We start from the raw sequence: 18433 nt of genomic DNA on the forward strand, positions 1-18433 counted from the left end.
CGACTCACTTATTATATCATCATAACTTCTTAGAAGTCAACAACTTTTTTCAAAGTTTTTTTCGTTCATTTCATTTATGATGTTTCGCCCTGTGTCTTAAGGACAATTAATATAATACAATAGCTATTTATAAACGTCAAGCGTTTTTTTGAATTATTTTTTCACCGCATAATAACGATGATATACTTCAGGACTTTTCGTCTCAATACGTTCTATCACAATATAGCCTTTCTCGCGTAAAAACTCAACGAAAAATTCTAGATTTACAGAGTATATTTTCAATGCTTCATTTTCATGCAATTGTTGCACACTCCAATGTGGTTGCGTACGCATTACATCTAATAAGTGTTGCGCACTTTCTTCTATACTATGTTCAATTAACGCTTCTACTTTGTTGAAAATATTCGTTAAGCGATCTCGAATGTCTTGGTGGCTCGTAATAAATGCCTCATATAGGTTATAGATTTCAATATTATAACCTTTCAATTGATGCCACACTGTCACTTCTGGATAGCGGCCATGTTGAATGACTGCTTGGCGCGCTAAATGGTTCAATGATTCAATCATATGATTGTACGCATCAAAATAATCACGTGCATCGAAAGACACTTTACTTTCTTGGAAGCGACGAATTAATTTCGCAAATTCAACTCCAAGCTTTACTTGACGTCCCTCGAATGGATTGTCTTTTAAGTTTTTCTTTAATGTATCTACGTATTCATTACGATCGAATAATACTTTCCCGTAAAATAACCAGTCGACGATTTTTTTGTTATATCCGACGACAAGCCATTTTTGTAATTGCTTTTCGGTAATCGTATGCATCGCTGCTTTTTTGTTATTTTTAAATGAATAGTGTTTTGTATACACCGGAATATCATTTTCTTTCGTAATAATTAACAGCACCATATCAAAATTGTCGGTAATCGGACTCACCGTATCAATTTTTTCGATCATAATGACCCCAAGCGTATTCGAATCGCTCGCGCGTTCTTGGTAAATTGGGCGTAAACGTAAATCCATCCTAGCTCCTCCTAAACGATCATAATCCATTCAATAGTTATTATAACGTGAAACGTCGATTGTTGCTATCGAGAAAAGAAAGAGGATCGTGCAAATCAATGCACAATCCTCTTATTTGTTAAAGCGCTGTTGCGTCGACACTTTTTGCCTGACAATCTGGGCATGTACCGTAAATTTCCATACGGTGTGAATTAATTTCAAAGTTTGTTACTTGTGCTGCTACGTGCTCTACTTCGTCTAATCCAGGATAATGGAAGTCGACGATTTTACCGCAGTCTGAACAAATAACGTGATAGTGTTTTGATGTAATGAAATCAAAACGACTTGCGTTATCGCCATACGTCAATTCTTTCACAAGACCTGACTCGCGGAAAACGCGCAAGTTGTTGTACACTGTCGCAACACTCATATTTGGAAATTTTGATGCTAATGCTTTATAAATATCATCCGCTGTTGGATGCGTCATTGTTTCGATTAAATATTCTAAAATCGCATGACGTTGCGGAGTAATACGTACGCCTGTTGTCTTTAGCGTGTCGAGTGCATTTTTCAATTGCATTTCTGACATCGCCATGCACCTCTTTCATACAAATTATTAATTTATAATTGTTATTAATAAGTCTACCTGTAACATGGCAATACTGTCAACTTTATTGATTAAAATGGACTAACCATTCATAGATCCCTAGAAATTTTTTCAATTATCTGGCTTCTATTCTCAATTAGTAACCGAGAGATAAGTCAACCATGTTTTCTAATTGGTCGAGTGCCCCTGCACGATACTTCGTTAAGTTCGGTTTAAAAATGGCGAAGCTACGTTCTAAATAACGTGATGAATGACTCGATAAGTGTGGTGACACTGTCATGTTCGGTAATGACCATAGTGGACTATCCGCTGGTAAAGGTTCTTGTTCAAACACATCACATACCGCATGACCAATTTTATCGTTCGTTAATGCGTCAACGAGCACGTCCGTCGATACGAGTGAGCCGCGTCCGAAGTTCATGAATAAAGCCGTCTCTTTCATCGCATCAAAATGACGAGCCGTTATTAAATGTTTTGTCTCTGCCGTATCTGGCAACACAGAAATGACGATATCAGCATTTGGTAACACTGCTTCTAGTTGTTCAAACGACACCATTTCATCCATATAGGCTGCCGCACGACCTGAACGATTGCAACCGATCGTTTTCACATTGAACGCTTGTAATAAGCGTCCGATTTCGCCACCGATTGCACCAGGTCCTAAAATAACCGCTGTTGAACCGAACAGTTCACGCTGTTTTAAATTACGTTTCCACTCATGTTTTGTTTCATAAGCATAAATTTGTGGCAAAGTATGATAATACGCCAAAATGTGCATCATGACAGATTCCGCCATCGGTACTTTATGAATACCTCGAACATTCGTTACTGGAATACCGCGCGCGGCAATCGCAGCATTTGGCATTTTTTCAATTCCTGCAGAGGCGACCATGATCCATTTTAAATTGTCGGCCTGTTGAATATGCGCTTCCGTTAAGTCTTCACCATATGTAACGATGATTTCCGCTACTTTTAACGGCGCTTGCTCTACTGTTTTTGAAAAGACGAACGTCTCATTTGGAAAACTCGATACTAAATCTTCTTTTAAATCTGGTCGTGGGTCAAATGTAAAATAAATCATGCTTCTGCTCCTTGTCGTAAAGTTTCAAGTACAGTCGCAATATGATCTTTCACACGTACATTACGCCATTCGTTCGTCACAACGCCCGCTTCATCGATTAAAAATGTTGAACGAACGATGCCCATATACTCTTTACCGAAGTTTTTCTTCAATTGCCATACGCCGTAACTTTCTGCCGCTTCATGCGTTTCATCTGCTAACAGCGCAAATGGCAATTCATATTTATCGATAAATTTCGTATGACGCGCTGCTGGGTCAGGACTTACGCCGATGATGACTGCGTTAAGCGCTGAAAAATCTTCATGTGCATCTCGGAAATCACACGCTTCAGTCGTACAACCTGGCGTCATATCTTTCGGATAAAAATAAAGGATCACCTTTTTCCCTTTGAAATCTGAAAGTGACACGCGTTCACCGTGTTGATTGTGTAACGTGAAGTTCGGTGCTTCACTGCCTACTAAATTCATATGAAAACCCCCTTTTTCTTTATTGTAACAAGTTCTACCGAGCAATGCTTGAAACATCATACTAAGTACGTTAAAGTACGACTATATTAAAAGAAAGAGAGGTTACCATTTCAACGATGAAATTAGGTGCCCGTATATTAAAAACTGGTGTTGCGATTGTCTTCGCCTTTTATCTCGCTGAACTATTGCACTTACCATCGCCAATTTTCGCAGGAATCGCGGCGATTTTCGCCATTCAGCCATCGGTCTATCGTTCATATAAAACGATTATCGATCAAGTGCAAGGCAATATTATCGGTGCTGTAACAGCTGTCGTATTCGTTGCAATTTTCGGCGTCGAACCTATCGTCGCAGGTTTTGCTGTTATCGTCACATTGTTAATTATGCTGAAATTAAAATTAACCAATAGCGTTTCACTTGCGCTCGTGACAGTGCTCGTCATTATGGAAGGGAAAGCGTACGATGAATTTACAGACTTTATTTTCTTCGCTATCATACGTTTTGCAACGGTGATGGTCGGTGTCATTGCGGCATCCATCGTCAACTTAGTGTTTTTACCACCAAAATATGAAACACGTCTGTTTGCATCATTAAAATATTTACAAGATGATATTACACGCTGGATGCGCCTCGCTGTGCGTCAAGCGTCGGAACATACGTCAACAAAACAATCGGTGCGTGAATTCCGTAAAAATCAAAAGAAACTTGATCAAGTGTATACGCTCTATAAAGAAGAACGCACGTATACGAAAAAAGCGCTATTTATGAAACAGCGCAAGCTCGTCATTTATCGACAAATGTTAAAGACGACAAACAAAAGTTTAGAAACGTTAAATCGTTTGTTCATTCACGAAAATGAATTGGCGAATATGCCAGAACGCTTCCACATTATGATTCAAGACCGACTCGATTTTTTATCAACGTACCATGAACAACTATTTTTAAAGTACACAGGTAAATTAAAATCCCATCATACGACGTGGATCGGACAAGAAGAGTTTTTACAACGTAACGAGATTATGGGCATTTTTGCAGATTACGTCATTGAACAACATGAAACAGAAGGTAACGAAGAATTTTCAAGCTATCACCTGCTTCACATTTTATCGCGTATTTTAGATTACGAAGAAAACTTAGAACACTTAGATACGTTAATTTCCGCTTATCAAAACTATCATTCAAAAGAATTGTTAAAAGAGCGCGACGAGGACAATATTTTAACGTAAAAAAAGAGGTATCAGGACACCCTGACGCCTCTTTTTATTATTCAAATTTTTGAACATTAAATAAATCATGGTAAATACCGTTTTCTTTTTTCATTAATTCTGCGTGCGTGCCTTTTTCTTTCAGTTCACCGTGATCGATGACGATGATTTGATCGGCATGCGTTACTGTTGATAAACGGTGTGCAACGATTAATGTCGTACGGTTTGATGCTAAGCGGTCGAGTGACTCTTGAATTAACGCTTCACTTTCAAGGTCAAGCGCTGATGTTGCTTCATCTAAAATTAAAATCGGTGGGTTTTTCAAAAACACGCGCGCAATCGCTACACGTTGTTTTTGACCACCAGACAATTTCACACCGCGCTCGCCGACTGGTGTATCGTATCCTTGTGGCAAGTTCATAATGAAGTCATGCGCATTCGCCGCTTTCGCCGCTGCAATCATTTCTTCATCTGTCGCTAATGGATTCCCCATTAAAATGTTTTCACGCACCGAATCGCTAAATAAAATATTGTCTTGCTGCACAATACCGATTTGTGTGCGCAATGATTCAATGTCGACATCACGTACGTCGTGACCATCAATTTGAATGCTACCAGCAAGTACGTCATAAAAACGTGGGATCAAACTAATAATCGTCGACTTACCGCCACCACTCATACCGACGAATGCAGCAGTTTGGCCTGGTTTAATCGAGAAGTTAATATCATTTAACACGTTACGTCCTTCATCGTTATAACGGAATGACACGTGATTAAAGTCCACTTGGCCATTTACAGGTGGTAACGGTTTTGCTGTTTCTTTATTTTCGATATCATATTTTTCATCAAACAAATCAAACATACGGTCCATTGAAGCGACCGATTGTGTTAACGTCGTTGATGAGTTGACTAAACGGCGCAATGGGTTGTACAGCATATCGATATAACCGATAAATGCGGCCATCGTACCGACTGTTAAATTTCCTTGAATAACGTTGTAACCGGCATACGCAAGTACCGCCACTGGTGCAAGACCTGTAATCGTATTGACGACTGCGAACGTGTACGCATTCCAGCGTGTTTGATTTAACGCTTTTTGCAAGAAGTTGCCGTTCGTTTCTGCAAAGATTTTTTGTTCGTGTTGTTCAAGTGTAAAGCTTTTAATAATATTCATCCCTTGTACACGTTCGTGTAAATAACTTTGAACGCCAGCAAGTGCTTTTGAACGTTCACGTGTTAATGAACGAAGACGTGTAAAGAAATATTTCACGCTAATCATATAAAACGGTAACGCGATTAATGTAATGAGTGTTAATTTCACATCCATCATCATCATAATCGCAATGGCAATCACGACTGTGACCATATCAATCCAAATGTTCATTAGACCGGTCATGACGAATTCTTTCGTTTGTTCAACGTCGTTAATCGTACGAGAAATGACGTCCCCAACGCGGTTGTTGGCATAAAACTTTAAGCCGAGTTTTTGCAAATGTGCATACAGTTTCGTACGAATATCGTACAAAATACGGTTGCTGACACGTTGTGCAAAATATTGGCGGAAATATTCAATTGGTGGACGGAGAATGAAGAAAATGAATGCGATAATACCGATGCACCACATTAAGTCTTCCATTTGCTCCGCCTTCGTTAAATGCTCAGCTCCGATAATATCATCAATGATGATTTTAATAATAAATGGTGTTGCCATCGGAATTAAAAATTTTACAACGCCGATGATAAACGTAATGATGATATCCCATTTATACGGACTGACAAATTGCATATAACGCTTCATACTGCCCATGAGCCTCATATCCTTTCGTCCAAACATGCGCTCATAATTGTAGCATATCTCCATCTGTTGGTAGGCAGTTTTTGCCTATAAAAAAAGGAACGGCCCCTAAAAGAGAGCGTTCCGTTCTTCCGCCGATTGCTCGACGCCCCTATTCATCTGATTGTTGCGATTTTTCTTCGTTCAACTGTCGTTGGAACTTGTAGCGATTCGTCCATGCTTCAATAAAATCTGGCGCGAACGGTCCGCGGCGCTGTTCTACCCAGCGAATGAGCTTTCGAACATTCGCTTTCAAAATACTATCGATTACTGGCGGGTAATTCATTAATTGGCGATGGTCTTCGTACTCGTCCTCGTCCAACAATGTATACGACATATCTGGAAATACTTTTAAATCTAAATCATAGTCAATATATTTAATCGCATTATGATCAAATACAAATGGCGAACTCATATTACAGTAATAATAAACGCCATCTTCTCTTAACATACAAATAATGTTATACCACAATTCCGAATGAAAATACGTAATGGAAGGCTCTCTCGTTAACCAAGTACGACCATCCGATTCAGTTACGAGTGTGCGTTCATTTGCTCCGATTATCACTTTGTTTGTACTTTTCAGTATCATCGTTTCTTGCCATACGCGGTGAATGCGGCCATTGTGCTTATAACTATGTATTTGTACGATATCCCCTACTTCTGGAATCGCCATTACAAGCCCCACCTTTGTGAAGCACTCGTTAAAAAAGTGCTTTTGTAACATTATAACAATCCTAGAAACAAACGTGTAGTTAAAAACGAAGATTAAGACTAAAATTCATTGAATTTTTTACAATTTCTGACGTTCGATGCGGTATTGCGCTAAAAACTTTTGCATCGATACCGGCAATGCTAACGTTTCTACTTCTTCTAAAGTGAACCATTTTGCTCGTTCAGGTAATGTCCCTAATTGACCGGCGCGTAATACGTATCCGTCCATTTGCCATACTAAATGCGTAAATACGTGTTTCAATGGCATGAGATGTTCTTTTCCTGCTAGTTCGAACTGATACGTTTTCGCTACTTCGCTTTCTGTGATGACACCTTTTTGCACTTCGACCATCGGGAATTGCCACATGTTCGCAAGTAAACCTTTTTCCGGACGTTGTTCCATTAAAATACGTCCTTCCATATCTTCTACGATAAAGACGTCGTATGGCACTTTTTTCGCTTTTGCTTTTTTCGTTTTAATCGGTAATTTTTCTGGATCTCCTTCGTGGAAAGCTGTGCAATAGTCGCGCACTGGACATAATAAACAGCTCGGAGATGTCGGCGTACAAACGGTTGCACCGAGCTCCATTAAACCTTGGTTAAAACCCGATGGATCGTCGTGGTCGATCAGTTCCATCACAGCACGTTCAAATGTTTTTTTCGTTTTCGGAATGGCGATATCTTCATCAATCATTAAAACGCGACTTAATACGCGCATCACATTCCCATCGACCGCGTGTTCCGGTACGCCGTATGCGATGCTTAATATAGCACCCGCTGTATAAGGGCCTACACCTTTTAATGTTAAAATTTCTTCACGTGTATTCGGTACGATACCACCGTAATTTTCAACGACTTCACGAACGCCAGCTTGTAAATTGCGCGCACGTGAATAGTAGCCAAGTCCTTCCCATTGCTTTAATAAAAATGCTTCATCTGCATTTGCCAGCGCTTCTGCTGTTGGGAACTTTTCTAAGAAATTTTCGTAGTATGGAATGACCGTATCAACGCGCGTTTGCTGTAGCATCACTTCCGATACCCAAATTTTGTACGGGTCTGTCGTATGACGCCACGGAAGGTCGCGTTTTTCACGGTGAAACCATTCAACGAGTGCTTTTTGAAATTGTTTTTTGTAACGATACATGCCGTTACCTCCTTGTATATTGCTCGTAGTCACGAGTAAAATATTGTAAAATAGAATTATCGGTAATAATTGAAATGAGCACTAAGGAGCTGATTTTTTGGATACAGGTACACACTTAGTGATGAGTGTTGCCATCAGTGGTCTTGCGCTCGCCGATCCCGTTGTCGCTTCGCATCCTGTCACTTTTTCGGCAGTTGCAGCAGGCATCATTCTCGGTTCGCAAGCACCCGATGTTGACACGATTTTAAAATTGCGCAATAACGCTGTCTACATTCGACATCATCGTGGCATTACACATTCCATTCCGGCAGTCATTATTTGGCCGCTCCTCATTACGCTCGTGTTACATTTACTCGTACCTGCAGCGGACGCGCTCCACATTTGGCTTTGGTCATTTGGCGCTGTCGCGTTGCACGTATTTGTCGATATTTTTAATGCTTACGGAACGCAAGCGGTACGGCCATTTTCGAAAAAATGGGTCGCCCTCGGAATTATTAACACATTCGATCCGATCATTTTCGCCCTGCATATCGTCGCGATTGCTGCCTGGTTATTTGGCGCACCACCCGTACCGACAATGAGTACACTTTATATCGTGCTCATCGGTTACTATATCGTACGTATTTGGCTTCATCGTGCCGTCATTAATGCGGTGAAAAGTACGGTACCAGATGCTGAAGAAGTTATTTTATCACCAACGCGCTACTTTTTACAGTATCGCGTCGTGGCGAACTCAAAAACGCATCATTACGTCGGTCGCGCTTACGGACGTTCGATTACGATTTATGACCAATTCCGCATTGAGCCATTACCAAAAACACCGTTATTCGACGCCGTTCTAACTGACCAAAACTTCCAATCATTCGTGTCATTTTCGCCGATTTATCGCTGGGAAATGCGTACGCTCCCAAATGGGTTGCAAGAAGTACGATTAATCGACTTACGCTATCGCAGTAACAATCGCTATCCGTTCGTCGCCGTTGCACACGTCAACGAAGCGTACGAAATTATTCGTTCGTACACCGGTTGGATTTTCACAGAAGAAAAATTACAAAGTAAGTTAGTATAAATTACGGGAGACTTGATACATTCAAGTCTCTTTTTTTCGTAAAAAAACGTGCCCGACTTGGACACGTTTCATTTAATCAGCGGCATCTAATAGATGCGCGTATTTCGGATTACGCCCTGCAAAAGCATCGATGTTCGGACCATAGCTTTGAATGAATTGACGAATGTAACGTTCTGTCATTTCAGCCCCTTTATAGTCATATCCTGCTTTCGCATACGTTGATTCAAAGTCACTCCATAGCAATTCAATCCATGTACGTGCTTTTGATTCTGAAATTTTACCTGATACTGCTACGAGTTCAGCTGTTAATTCCGCAATAGTTGCTTCTAATTCTTTCATGTATTACATCTCCTCAGGTGGTGTTAACATCGCAATTGGAATCGCTTCTTCACGTGTCGTGCCGCCAAGACGATAGCCCCATGCGTATACACCTTTTAAATAATCAATTTTGAAAAACACACCCGGGTCCCCTTCAATACGGTAAATGCCGCCGACTTTAAAATCGTCTGGGTTTAATAAAAATGAACTTGCTAAAATCGCTTTACGTTCGTAAACGGCAAATTCATTAATGATGCCTAGTTGTTCCGCCTTACGTGCTTTCTCTCTTAATAAACCGATTTCTGTACGTAATTCGGCTTCCGTCATTTCGCTATACTTCTTCATTTTCTTGCTGCTACTAAAAACATATACAAAAGTATACATCTAGCTTTTTCCTGCTTCTTAGAATGCGTCCTCGGCACGTACTCCCTACTAACGTTTCGTATCACTCTCCACAGGCTTCAATTCCGATGTAGCCCACCGTACTATTCATTTAAACTGACACGAGCAATTCATATTGTGTAGCTTGTTTTAAATTCATCGCAGCATTTAAATCTCGGTCTAACACTTGATGACAATTTACACATTCGTAAGTTCTATCTTTCAATGTTAAATCTACTTTGTTATGACCGCATACACTACATAATTTAGAACTCGGATAAAAACGATTCACAAGGCGTAATTCAATACCATATGCTTCGCACTTCATTTGCAACTTCGTTCTAAAATTGAAGAAACCTTGTTGTGCAATCGCTTTTGATGCTTTTGATAAATGTCTGTTTTTCATCATACCGCGCACATTTAGATCTTCTAATGCAATGAATGCTGGTTTGGTTTTCACCAAGTCATTCACAATGTGCTTCTGGTAGTTTTCTCGAATATTTGCTAGACGCTGATGTAACTTTTGTACGCGACAAATTTGTTTTTGTCGATTTTTAAAGTAGCAGTTTTCACCTACCTTTTTGTTTTGTTCGTAACTTCTACTCAATTTCCGTTGAGCATGTTTTAATCGTTTTTCAAGCTTTCTTACTTTATCTGTTTTATTGATATTTTTATAAATCTTACCGTTACTCATGATGGCAAAATCTTTGATCCCTAAATCAATACCGATGCCTTCTGATTCCGGTGTTTGTTTTATGCAGTCAGGCACTTCGCATAATACTGAAATATAGAATCGGTCAGCTTTTTGTGATACTGTACCACTTTTGATGACAGCACCTTTCGGAAGATAACCATATTCTTTCAATGTTACCCAACCGAGCGTTGGCACTTTGATTTGATGGCGTTTTACTTCAAAATCGGTCTGATTATTTTTGGGAAAGTAAGCTTTTACATCTTGACGTGCTTTTTTCTTGAAACGAGGGTGTTTACTCAGCCCTTTAAAAAAGTTTTTATACGCACGTTCCGCGTTCATAATCGATTGCTTTACCGCTTTACTCGATACAGATTTTATCCACAAATCTTGTTGACGCTGCTTCACGTGAATATTGTTTAACCATTTTGAAAAATCATAGCCGCTTATGAAAGATCTTCCTTCTTTATAGGCAGTTATATTCGTTGCAATATACATGTTGTAGACATAGCGACATACACCAAATGTTCTGATAAGTTTTTCACGTTGCCGGTCAGTTGGTTTTATTTCCAGCTTATAAGCCCGCTTCATTCCTTAGCATCCTTTCACCTGATTTTAACGAGATATCATTTTATACATATATACCCATTTGTCTATTTTTTTGTCTACTGTTTTATTACTCCTTCTGTTCTATAAATGTGTCGATCACGTCGCCAGGGAAGCCCTTTTGATAAAGCGCCTGTTTCACCTTCATATGCAAGTCGTAACCTGAAAACTTCGACGCATATTTGCGCCACGCTTTTTCGCCTTGCACCTCAACTAGCACTGACCAATCATCTTCCGCTTTTGAAAAATCAATTTGTGCGATAACTTGTTCAATAATCGCAAAGCTATACCCTTTACGCAAGAGAAATTCTTGAATTTTTTGCTTTTGCTGCATCGGTGTCTTTTTCGTCTCTTGGCGCAATTTTTTATCGGCAAGTTCTGTCGCAAGTTTCAATTGCTCCGCTTCATCAAAATGCGCGAGCGCTTGTTGTTGTGTATCGTCATCGATGCCTTTACGTTTCAACTCTTGTTGAATCGCACGCGGGCCTTTTTTCATCGTATTTTTTTTCGTATCGACAAATGCCTTTGAATATTCCGCATCGTTTAAAAAGCCGAGACGCGTCAATTTATGAATGGCTTCGTTAATGACCGCTTCACCAAACTCCGCTGCGAGTAACTTTTTGCGCACTTCATCTTCGCTACGCATTTGATACGTTAAATAACCGAGCGCGCGATTAAATGCACGCGATACTTCATCGTCAAATCCGATGTCACCGATCGTCCATTCGTCGAGCGTCTTCCCTTTTGTGAGGCCGTATTGCACGAGAATATTTTCATCGACACTGAAAGCATATTCTTCATTGACGTAAATGTTATAGCGCTCTTCATTTCGCTTTTGGCGCGTAATTTTCGTAATGACTTTCGGCATACGTCCACCCCTTTCTTTTGATAGTATACCTGTTTTTAGTTGAAACTTCACGGTCGTACACTCGATAATAGAAGTAGAATGACGAACATTTTAAGGGAGGGTTTTTCATGAAAATTGCGATTACAGGTGGTACTGGCTTAGTCGGTACAAAACTGACGAACATTTTAAAAGCACACGGGCATGACATCATCATTTTAACGCGCAGCACGAACGATTCAAAAGATGGTATCGAATACGTTCAATGGTTAGCAGACGAAGCGACGCCAGAAATTTATTTAGAAGGCATTGATGCTATCGTCAACTTAGCAGGTGTATCGTTAAATGAAGGACGATGGACAGACGAACGAAAAGCAGCGATTTACAATAGTCGTCAAGATGCGACGAACGAAGTGCTGCGTATTATTCGTGCGCTAGAGAAAAAACCGCGCGTGCTCGTCAATGCAAGTGCAATCGGTATATATCCAGCTTCTCAACAAGCAGAATATACCGAGCAATCAACGGAACAAGCGCATGATTTCTTAGGAAAAACGGTGAAAATGTGGGAAGGACTTGCCGATCAAGCGGCCGAAGACAATGTCCGCGTCGTCAAAACGCGCTTCGGTGTCATTTTTGATAAAGACGCTGGCGCATTCCCACTCCTCGCAAAACCATACAAAATGGGCGTCGGCGGTACACTCGGTGACGGTATGCAATGGGTGTCATGGGTGCACGTAGAAGATGTTGCACGCGCACTCGCCTTTTGTTTAATGGAAGACGATATCGAAGGCGTCGTCAATGTTACTGCGCCGTATCCGATTCGCATGAAACAAGTCGGCGACGCCATCGCGAGCGTTTTACAAAAGAAAAGCTGGCTTCCTGTTCCCGAAGCTGCTTTAAAACTTGCACTCGGTGAAAAAAGCCAACTCGTCGTCGAAGGTCAAAAAGTGATGCCAACTGTACTAGCTGCATATGGCTACGAATTTAATTATCCGACGATTAATAAAGCACTCTCTCAGTTATTACTATAAACATACGAAAGAATCCTCCGACGAGGGTTCTTTTTTTGTCTTACAATGGACACTTGCCACAACCGTTTAAGACATAATTTCTTTTATTCAACAATTAGTTTCGTTATAATGGAGAAATGAATTCAGAAAAGGACGTGTCAAACTTGCAACAACAAACAATCATGTCGGTCGGAAAACGTATTCCACTGAACATTAAAAAACTAGGGATTAACGGTGAAGGGATCGGTTATTATAAACGCAACATCGTTTTCGTACCTGGCGCTATTACTGGTGAAGAAGTATATGTAGAATTAACAAAAGTCGCGGGCGGTTATTCAGAAGGTAAAATTTTAAAAGTACAAAAACGTTCAAAACATCGCGTGACACCCCCTTGTCCTGTATACGATGAGTGTGGCGGTTGCCAATTACAACATATGAAATACGAATTACAATTAAAAGCAAAACGTGATATCGTTTCACAAGCGCTTGCAAAATACGTTGGCAACAGCGCGAAAAAATGGGATTTACGCCATACAATCGGTATGGATAACCCTTGGAACTACCGCAACAAAAGCGCATTCCAAGCACGTCAATCAGGCGACAAAATTTTAGCAGGTCTTTACGCTGAAAACAGCCATAAATTGTTAGACATCGAAGATTGCGCAGTACAACACCCGATGACAGCAAAAATGACGAACAAAGTAAAACGTATCGCACAAGAATTAAACGTTCCAGCATTTAACGAAAAAACGAATAAAGGGATTCTTCGTACGATCGTTGTCCGCACTGGGATTAAAACAGGTGAAACGCAAATCGTCCTTGTGACGACTGTGAAAGATTTCGATAAAAAAGACGAACTTGTCGAACGCATTAAAGCGCTAGATACGAAAGTCGTTTCAGTAACGCAAAACATTAAAGAAGACGAATCACCACTTGTATTCGGTGAAAAAACGATCGTGTTAGCTGGTAAAGAAACGATTCGTGAAGAACTTGGCCAATTTGCATTCAACTTATCTTCTCGTACGTTCTTCCAATTGAACCCGACACAAACGGTTCATTTATACAATCAAATTAAAAAAGCAGCCGCTTTAACTGGTAAAGAATCAATCGTCGATGCATATTGCGGCGTTGGTACAATCGGTCTTTGGTTATCAAAAGGCGCACAAGAAATTCGCGGTATGGACGTCATTCCTGAATCAATCGAAGATGCGAAGAAAAATGCGAAAAACTACAACGTAAAAAACGCAACGTACGTACAAGGTACAGCGGAATATTGGTTAGAAGAATGGCGCTTAGACGGCTTCGTTCCTGACGTAATTACAGTTGACCCACCACGTACTGGTTTAGAAGATAGCTTCATCGATACGATGTTAGTATTACGTCCAGAACGGATCGTCTACACTTCTTGCAACCCATCAACACTTGCAAAAGATTTAGCACAACTAACAGAAATGTATGACGTTCAATACATTCAACCAGTCGACATGTTCCCACAAACGGCACACGTTGAAACGGTGACATTGTTAACACTAAAAAAATAACAACATACAAAAAAAGGTGATGTGCACAAAGCACATCACCTTTTTTTAATTTATGACGCTAACGGACGCGTACGTTTTACCCCGACGACGATAAAAATAACGAATAACAGTAGTGATACGAGCGTTAAATAACTCATATCGACATGTTCTACGAAAGCGCCGCCTAAAAATGGTCCTGATAAACTACCGATACTAAAGAAAATACTGCAAATTAAATTACCGGTTGGCAATAAATCTTTCGGCGTTAAATCAGCCATAAACGAAATACCGAGCGAATACATCGACCCACAGCACATACCGGCGCATAAGAAAGCGATAAGTACGAGCCATTCATTAAATTCAACGAACGTTGCGAACATAAACATTACGGCCCCACCGAGCAAACCGAACGTCACGACTTTATGACGACCGATGCGATCCCCAAGTGTTCCGAGTGGCACTTGTGTCGAAATCGCGCCGATAGAAAATGCAGATAAAATCCACGTAACAATCGATACATCAAACTGTTGACGTAGCGCATACACAGGGAATATCGCATTTAATGATGATTCTAAAAAGCCATAAACGAGTGGCGGTAAAAACGCGACCCACGCATACTTCAACGTTAATTTATAACGTTGCCATGCATTCGTATGATCGCTCGTCACATCAATCGGTGTAGGACGATCATTTTTCACCGTAAAGACGAGTGCCCACGCGATTAAGCAACACAACGTTGAGACGATGAACGGTAAGCTCTCCGCAATGTCAACGAGTGATACGAGCAATGGTCCAACAGCGAAGCCGACGCCGAAAGACATACCGTAAATCGCAATTTTTTTCCCAAGTTCATCAGGGCGTGCTGTACTCGTAATCCACGTTTGTGACGCAAAATGGAGCATATTATCTCCAATGCCGATTAATAAACGTAAAATAAACCAAAACAATAAACTTTTCCAAAGTGGGAACAGCGCGAGTGATAATAATACGAGCCCCCCACCGACTAAAATAATCGGTTTATAGCCGAACTTTCGTAGCGGCTTTTCAATAAATGGTGAAATAATCAACGTTCCGATATAAAGGCCTGTCGCATTTAAACCATTCAATGAAGATGATACGCCGTCCCGTTCAAAAATAACGGAAATGAGCGGCAATAACATCCCTTGCGAAAAACCAGAAATCGAAACGATGGCGACTAACACCCAAAATCGTTTCTTTTCATATGTATGTTGCAAAATGTTGCTCCCCCTTGATATGAAGTCATCCTACTATAACAAAATTTACGGCATAGAAAAAGACTCAGACACATCTACAAAGTAGGAGTTCTGAGCCTTGTTAACTTTTCATCGTCATATTCATTTGTATTAAACTTGATCATCGGCAAATGTTAATAGTGTCTGATTACCGACTTCGGGTTTAATGTACCTCCTTCGGTTTGCTTACGTGTTTTAATAATTGACAGTTGTTCTAGTGTGGGCGCCTCGTGATGCGCGTGGTTTGTCCCTTTGAACGGTCATTGTGGATACTTACAAGAACCAACACATGTCATTACCTACGCGTCATTCACTTCAGAAAAGGGCATCCATATACGTTTTATAAGTTGGTGTTATCGTACTGTACCCTCCTTCCGTTTAGCTTACATGCATCATATCATATGTACTTATTTTTGTAAACATTTAAAATAATCAGAATATTAATTTCCTTAATAAGTCCTACATACTTTTTGGCGTTGAATTTATAAGTTATATCGGCTATGCTAAAGCTAACTATCGGAGGTGCCTCATATGAAACCAATTCAAGATAAAGACCAACAAGTTAAGTACTTGAAGGACCGTCTACAAATGTTCGTTGAAGTATTAGATTCAATTGATCCTGAAACGACTGAATTAGAAGATATCGACCGTTTAATTTCAATGGTGGATGATTTAGAAGAAAAAATGGATCAATTTAAACACCGCTAGTCATATAAAAAGCGCATAGCACCAGCTATGCGCTTTTTTGCAACCTCTTTTTTCGTTAAAAATACACAAAACATGTCTTATTTGCTACTTTTGCACATTATTTTCTACATATCTATTCTATCTTTCTATTTTTCTCTATATAATGAAAGTGATTTCAAACTTTATTGTTGAGGGGGATTTTTGAATGAATTTACAAACATTAGAACAAAGCGTTTACAACTTAATTACGGAAACGTCGACGAACTTACCGAAAGACGTACGCCGCGCTGTGAAACGTGCGAAAGATGCGGAAAACGCCGGCACACGTGCAGCGATGAGTTTAGATACGATTGCGAACAACATTTTTATGGCGGACGACAACGTATCACCGATTTGCCAAGATACTGGTTTACCAACATTTAAAGTAAAAACACCAGTTGGCGTCAACCAAATCGAAATTAAAAAGATTATTAAAGAAGCGATTGCACGTACGACAGGCGATGCAAAATTACGTCCAAACGCAGTTGATTCATTAACAGGTAAAAACTCAGGCGATAACCTAGGCGAAGGGTTACCAGTCGTGAAGTTTGAACAATGGGAAAAAGACTATATCGAAATGAAGCTTATCCTAAAAGGTGGCGGCTGTGAAAATAAAAATATTCAATATAGCTTACCTTGCGAACTAGAAGGTCTTGGTCGTGCTGGTCGTGACTTAGACGGTATCCGTAAATGTATTTTACATTCTGTATACCAAGCACAAGGTCAAGGTTGTTCAGCTGGTTTCATCGGCGTTGGGATCGGTGGCGATCGTTCTTCTGGTTACGACTTAGCAAAAGAACAACTTTTCCGTCATTTAGAAGATACAAATCCGAATGAAGATTTAGCAAAATTAGAAGATTACATCGTTGAAAAAGCGAATACACTTGGCATCGGTACGATGGGCTTCGGTGGTGAGGCGACATTACTAGGTTGTAAAATCGGCGTAATGCACCGTATTCCAGCATCATTCTACGTATCAGTTGCGTACAACTGTTGGGCATTCCGTCGTATGGCGATCGACATCGACGCGAATACAGGCGAAATTTTAAACTGGCACTACCAAGAAGGCGAAAAAATCGACTTTGCAGAATCAGCAAACGTTGAGCCGAAAAAAGAAAACAAAGTTGTAGAACTTGTTGCACCAATTACAGAAGAAAAAATTCGTTCACTACAAGTCGGTGACGTCGTAAAAATTAGCGGCCGCATGTACACAGGTCGTGACGCGATCCACCACCACTTAATGAGCCATGATGCACCGGTTGACTTAAACGGTCAAATTATTTACCACTGTGGTCCGGTAATGGCGAAAGATGAAAACGATAACTGGACAGTGAAAGCAGCTGGCCCGACAACGTCTATTCGTGAAGAACCTTACCAAGGCGACATTATGAAAAAATTCGGTATCCGCGCAGTCATCGGTAAAGGCGGCATGGGTCCAAAAACGTTAAAAGCACTTGAAGAACACGGCGGCGTTTACTTAAATGCAATCGGTGGCGCAGCACAATATTATGCAGACTGCATTAAATCAGTCGACGGTGTAGACTTACTTGATTTTGGTGTACCAGAAGCGATGTGGCACTTAAGTGTGGAAGATTTCACAGCGGTTGTTACAATGGATTCACACGGTAATTCATTACACGCAGACGTACAAAAATCATCAGTAGAAAAATTAGCACAATACGCTGAAACAGTATTTTAATAAATAATCATGAAAGACTAGGGCTTCCCTAGTCTTTTTTTGTGCGCTTTTTCACTGTAAATGAAAACCATTTGCAACGTTCACAATTCGTTGAAAAAAATTGTTCATTTTAAATACCTCCCCTTTCTTTTTGAAATCCACCATGTTATAATCATTATAAATTTATAATAATTCTAATTAAGGAATTTAAAAAATGAATAAAACCTATTATATAAAGGTTATAAACATGTAATTAAGAACGATTTTCATTATCAGGAGGGAT

18 protein-coding genes are annotated in these 18433 nt (G+C 40.1%); 6 read left to right on the top strand and 12 right to left on the bottom strand.

All coding sequences use genetic code 11. From position 1 onward, the window contains the following. Nucleotides 1–153 precede the first annotated feature (153 nt). The 4 genes from KMHG_RS15250 to bcp all read right to left on the bottom strand — a co-directional run bounded on the left by KMHG_RS15250 (nucleotide 154) and on the right by bcp (nucleotide 3157). Nucleotides 154–1023, bottom strand: a complete 870-nt coding sequence (locus tag KMHG_RS15250; RefSeq protein WP_010290832.1) for a nucleotidyltransferase-like protein — start codon at nucleotides 1021–1023, stop codon at nucleotides 154–156. 118 nt (nucleotides 1024–1141) lie between these two features. Next, nucleotides 1142–1591: a peroxide-responsive transcriptional repressor PerR gene (gene perR / locus KMHG_RS15255; RefSeq protein ID WP_010290834.1), complete on the bottom strand. Its 450-nt coding sequence runs from the start codon at nucleotides 1589–1591 to the stop codon at nucleotides 1142–1144. Nucleotides 1592–1745: 154 nt separating this feature from the next. After that, nucleotides 1746–2690 carry a D-2-hydroxyacid dehydrogenase gene (locus tag KMHG_RS15260; protein ID WP_010290836.1) on the bottom strand — a complete coding sequence of 315 codons (945 nt, stop codon included), beginning with the start codon at nucleotides 2688–2690 and terminating at the stop codon, nucleotides 1746–1748. Then, nucleotides 2687–3157: a thioredoxin-dependent thiol peroxidase gene (bcp, locus tag KMHG_RS15265; RefSeq protein WP_010290838.1), complete on the bottom strand. Its 471-nt coding sequence runs from the start codon at nucleotides 3155–3157 to the stop codon at nucleotides 2687–2689. The genes KMHG_RS15260 and bcp overlap by 4 nt, the downstream gene beginning before the upstream one ends. Before the next feature lie 116 nt (nucleotides 3158–3273). Between bcp and KMHG_RS15270 the strand changes: the two genes are divergently transcribed. Further along, on the top strand, nucleotides 3274–4383 hold the full coding sequence (locus KMHG_RS15270; RefSeq protein WP_010290840.1) for an FUSC family protein: 1110 nt from the start codon (nucleotides 3274–3276) through the stop codon (nucleotides 4381–4383). A gap of 37 nt (nucleotides 4384–4420) precedes the next feature. Here KMHG_RS15270 and KMHG_RS15275 read toward each other — a convergent pair whose 3' ends face one another. From KMHG_RS15275 to mutY, 3 genes are all read right to left on the bottom strand, one after another. Beyond that, nucleotides 4421–6169 (bottom strand): ABC transporter ATP-binding protein, encoded by a 1749-nt coding sequence (locus KMHG_RS15275; RefSeq protein WP_010290844.1) that lies wholly within the window; start codon nucleotides 6167–6169, stop codon nucleotides 4421–4423. Between the two features lie 139 nt (nucleotides 6170–6308). Next, nucleotides 6309–6872 (bottom strand): nucleoside tri-diphosphate phosphatase, encoded by a 564-nt coding sequence (gene ntdP / locus KMHG_RS15280; RefSeq protein WP_010290845.1) that lies wholly within the window; start codon nucleotides 6870–6872, stop codon nucleotides 6309–6311. Nucleotides 6873–6989: 117 nt separating this feature from the next. Further along, nucleotides 6990–8054 carry an A/G-specific adenine glycosylase gene (gene mutY, locus KMHG_RS15285; RefSeq protein ID WP_010290847.1) on the bottom strand — a complete coding sequence of 355 codons (1065 nt, stop codon included), beginning with the start codon at nucleotides 8052–8054 and terminating at the stop codon, nucleotides 6990–6992. Between the two features lie 97 nt (nucleotides 8055–8151). Here mutY and KMHG_RS15290 point away from each other — a divergent pair, with 97 nt between their 5' ends. Next, nucleotides 8152–9123 carry a metal-dependent hydrolase gene (locus KMHG_RS15290; RefSeq protein ID WP_010290848.1) on the top strand — a complete coding sequence of 324 codons (972 nt, stop codon included), beginning with the start codon at nucleotides 8152–8154 and terminating at the stop codon, nucleotides 9121–9123. Nucleotides 9124–9195: 72 nt separating this feature from the next. Here KMHG_RS15290 and KMHG_RS15295 read toward each other — a convergent pair whose 3' ends face one another. The 4 genes from KMHG_RS15295 to recX form a co-directional block, all read right to left on the bottom strand. Beyond that, the gene (locus tag KMHG_RS15295; protein ID WP_010290849.1) at nucleotides 9196–9462 is read right to left on the bottom strand and encodes a YfhJ family protein; all 267 of its coding nucleotides are present in this window, start codon (nucleotides 9460–9462) and stop codon (nucleotides 9196–9198) included. Nucleotides 9463–9465: 3 nt separating this feature from the next. After that, complete coding sequence (locus KMHG_RS15300; protein WP_026022140.1) at nucleotides 9466–9786, bottom strand: YfhH family protein; 321 nt, start codon at nucleotides 9784–9786, stop codon at nucleotides 9466–9468. Between the two features lie 148 nt (nucleotides 9787–9934). Continuing rightward, the gene (locus KMHG_RS15305; protein ID WP_010290852.1) at nucleotides 9935–11104 is read right to left on the bottom strand and encodes an RNA-guided endonuclease InsQ/TnpB family protein; all 1170 of its coding nucleotides are present in this window, start codon (nucleotides 11102–11104) and stop codon (nucleotides 9935–9937) included. An 85-nt stretch (nucleotides 11105–11189) separates the two neighbouring features. Beyond that, the gene (recX, locus tag KMHG_RS15310; RefSeq protein ID WP_010290853.1) at nucleotides 11190–11987 is read right to left on the bottom strand and encodes a recombination regulator RecX; all 798 of its coding nucleotides are present in this window, start codon (nucleotides 11985–11987) and stop codon (nucleotides 11190–11192) included. A gap of 107 nt (nucleotides 11988–12094) precedes the next feature. Here recX and KMHG_RS15315 point away from each other — a divergent pair, with 107 nt between their 5' ends. Then, the gene (locus KMHG_RS15315; protein ID WP_010290855.1) at nucleotides 12095–12994 is read left to right on the top strand and encodes a TIGR01777 family oxidoreductase; all 900 of its coding nucleotides are present in this window, start codon (nucleotides 12095–12097) and stop codon (nucleotides 12992–12994) included. Nucleotides 12995–13137: 143 nt separating this feature from the next. Next, entirely contained in the window at nucleotides 13138–14514 is a 1377-nt protein-coding gene (gene rlmD, locus KMHG_RS15320) for a 23S rRNA (uracil(1939)-C(5))-methyltransferase RlmD (protein ID WP_010290857.1), read from the top strand. Between the two features lie 50 nt (nucleotides 14515–14564). Here rlmD and KMHG_RS15325 read toward each other — a convergent pair whose 3' ends face one another. Next, nucleotides 14565–15728, bottom strand: a complete 1164-nt coding sequence (locus tag KMHG_RS15325; RefSeq protein ID WP_010290858.1) for an MFS transporter — start codon at nucleotides 15726–15728, stop codon at nucleotides 14565–14567. A 549-nt stretch (nucleotides 15729–16277) separates the two neighbouring features. Between KMHG_RS15325 and KMHG_RS19470 the strand changes: the two genes are divergently transcribed. Further along, nucleotides 16278–16454 (top strand): SE1561 family protein, encoded by a 177-nt coding sequence (locus tag KMHG_RS19470; RefSeq protein WP_010290859.1) that lies wholly within the window; start codon nucleotides 16278–16280, stop codon nucleotides 16452–16454. A 184-nt stretch (nucleotides 16455–16638) separates the two neighbouring features. Then, nucleotides 16639–18171: a fumarate hydratase gene (locus KMHG_RS15335; protein WP_010290860.1), complete on the top strand. Its 1533-nt coding sequence runs from the start codon at nucleotides 16639–16641 to the stop codon at nucleotides 18169–18171. Nucleotides 18172–18433: the final 262 nt, after the last annotated feature.

The organism is Kurthia massiliensis (assembly GCF_000285555.1).
GTDB lineage: Bacteria > Bacillota > Bacilli > Bacillales_A > Planococcaceae > Kurthia > Kurthia massiliensis.

Bases quoted from the DNA above. Each gene is read 5' to 3' on its own strand.
- KMHG_RS15250 (WP_010290832.1), bottom strand. From the start codon at position 1,023: ATGGATTTACGTTTACGCCCAATTTACCAAGAACGCGCGAGCGATTCG.
- perR (WP_010290834.1), bottom strand. From the start codon at position 1,591: ATGTCAGAAATGCAATTGAAAAATGCACTCGACACGCTAAAGACAACA.
- KMHG_RS15260 (WP_010290836.1), bottom strand. From the start codon at position 2,690: ATGATTTATTTTACATTTGACCCACGACCAGATTTAAAAGAAGATTTA.
- bcp (WP_010290838.1), bottom strand. From the start codon at position 3,157: ATGAATTTAGTAGGCAGTGAAGCACCGAACTTCACGTTACACAATCAA.
- KMHG_RS15270 (WP_010290840.1), top strand. From the start codon at position 3,274: ATGAAATTAGGTGCCCGTATATTAAAAACTGGTGTTGCGATTGTCTTC.
- KMHG_RS15275 (WP_010290844.1), bottom strand. From the start codon at position 6,169: ATGGGCAGTATGAAGCGTTATATGCAATTTGTCAGTCCGTATAAATGG.
- ntdP (WP_010290845.1), bottom strand. From the start codon at position 6,872: ATGGCGATTCCAGAAGTAGGGGATATCGTACAAATACATAGTTATAAG.
- mutY (WP_010290847.1), bottom strand. From the start codon at position 8,054: ATGTATCGTTACAAAAAACAATTTCAAAAAGCACTCGTTGAATGGTTT.
- KMHG_RS15295 (WP_010290849.1), bottom strand. From the start codon at position 9,462: ATGAAAGAATTAGAAGCAACTATTGCGGAATTAACAGCTGAACTCGTA.
- KMHG_RS15300 (WP_026022140.1), bottom strand. From the start codon at position 9,786: ATGAAGAAGTATAGCGAAATGACGGAAGCCGAATTACGTACAGAAATC.
- KMHG_RS15305 (WP_010290852.1), bottom strand. From the start codon at position 11,104: ATGAAGCGGGCTTATAAGCTGGAAATAAAACCAACTGACCGGCAACGT.
- recX (WP_010290853.1), bottom strand. From the start codon at position 11,987: ATGCCGAAAGTCATTACGAAAATTACGCGCCAAAAGCGAAATGAAGAG.
- KMHG_RS15315 (WP_010290855.1), top strand. From the start codon at position 12,095: ATGAAAATTGCGATTACAGGTGGTACTGGCTTAGTCGGTACAAAACTG.
- KMHG_RS19470 (WP_010290859.1), top strand. From the start codon at position 16,278: ATGAAACCAATTCAAGATAAAGACCAACAAGTTAAGTACTTGAAGGAC.
- KMHG_RS15335 (WP_010290860.1), top strand. From the start codon at position 16,639: ATGAATTTACAAACATTAGAACAAAGCGTTTACAACTTAATTACGGAA.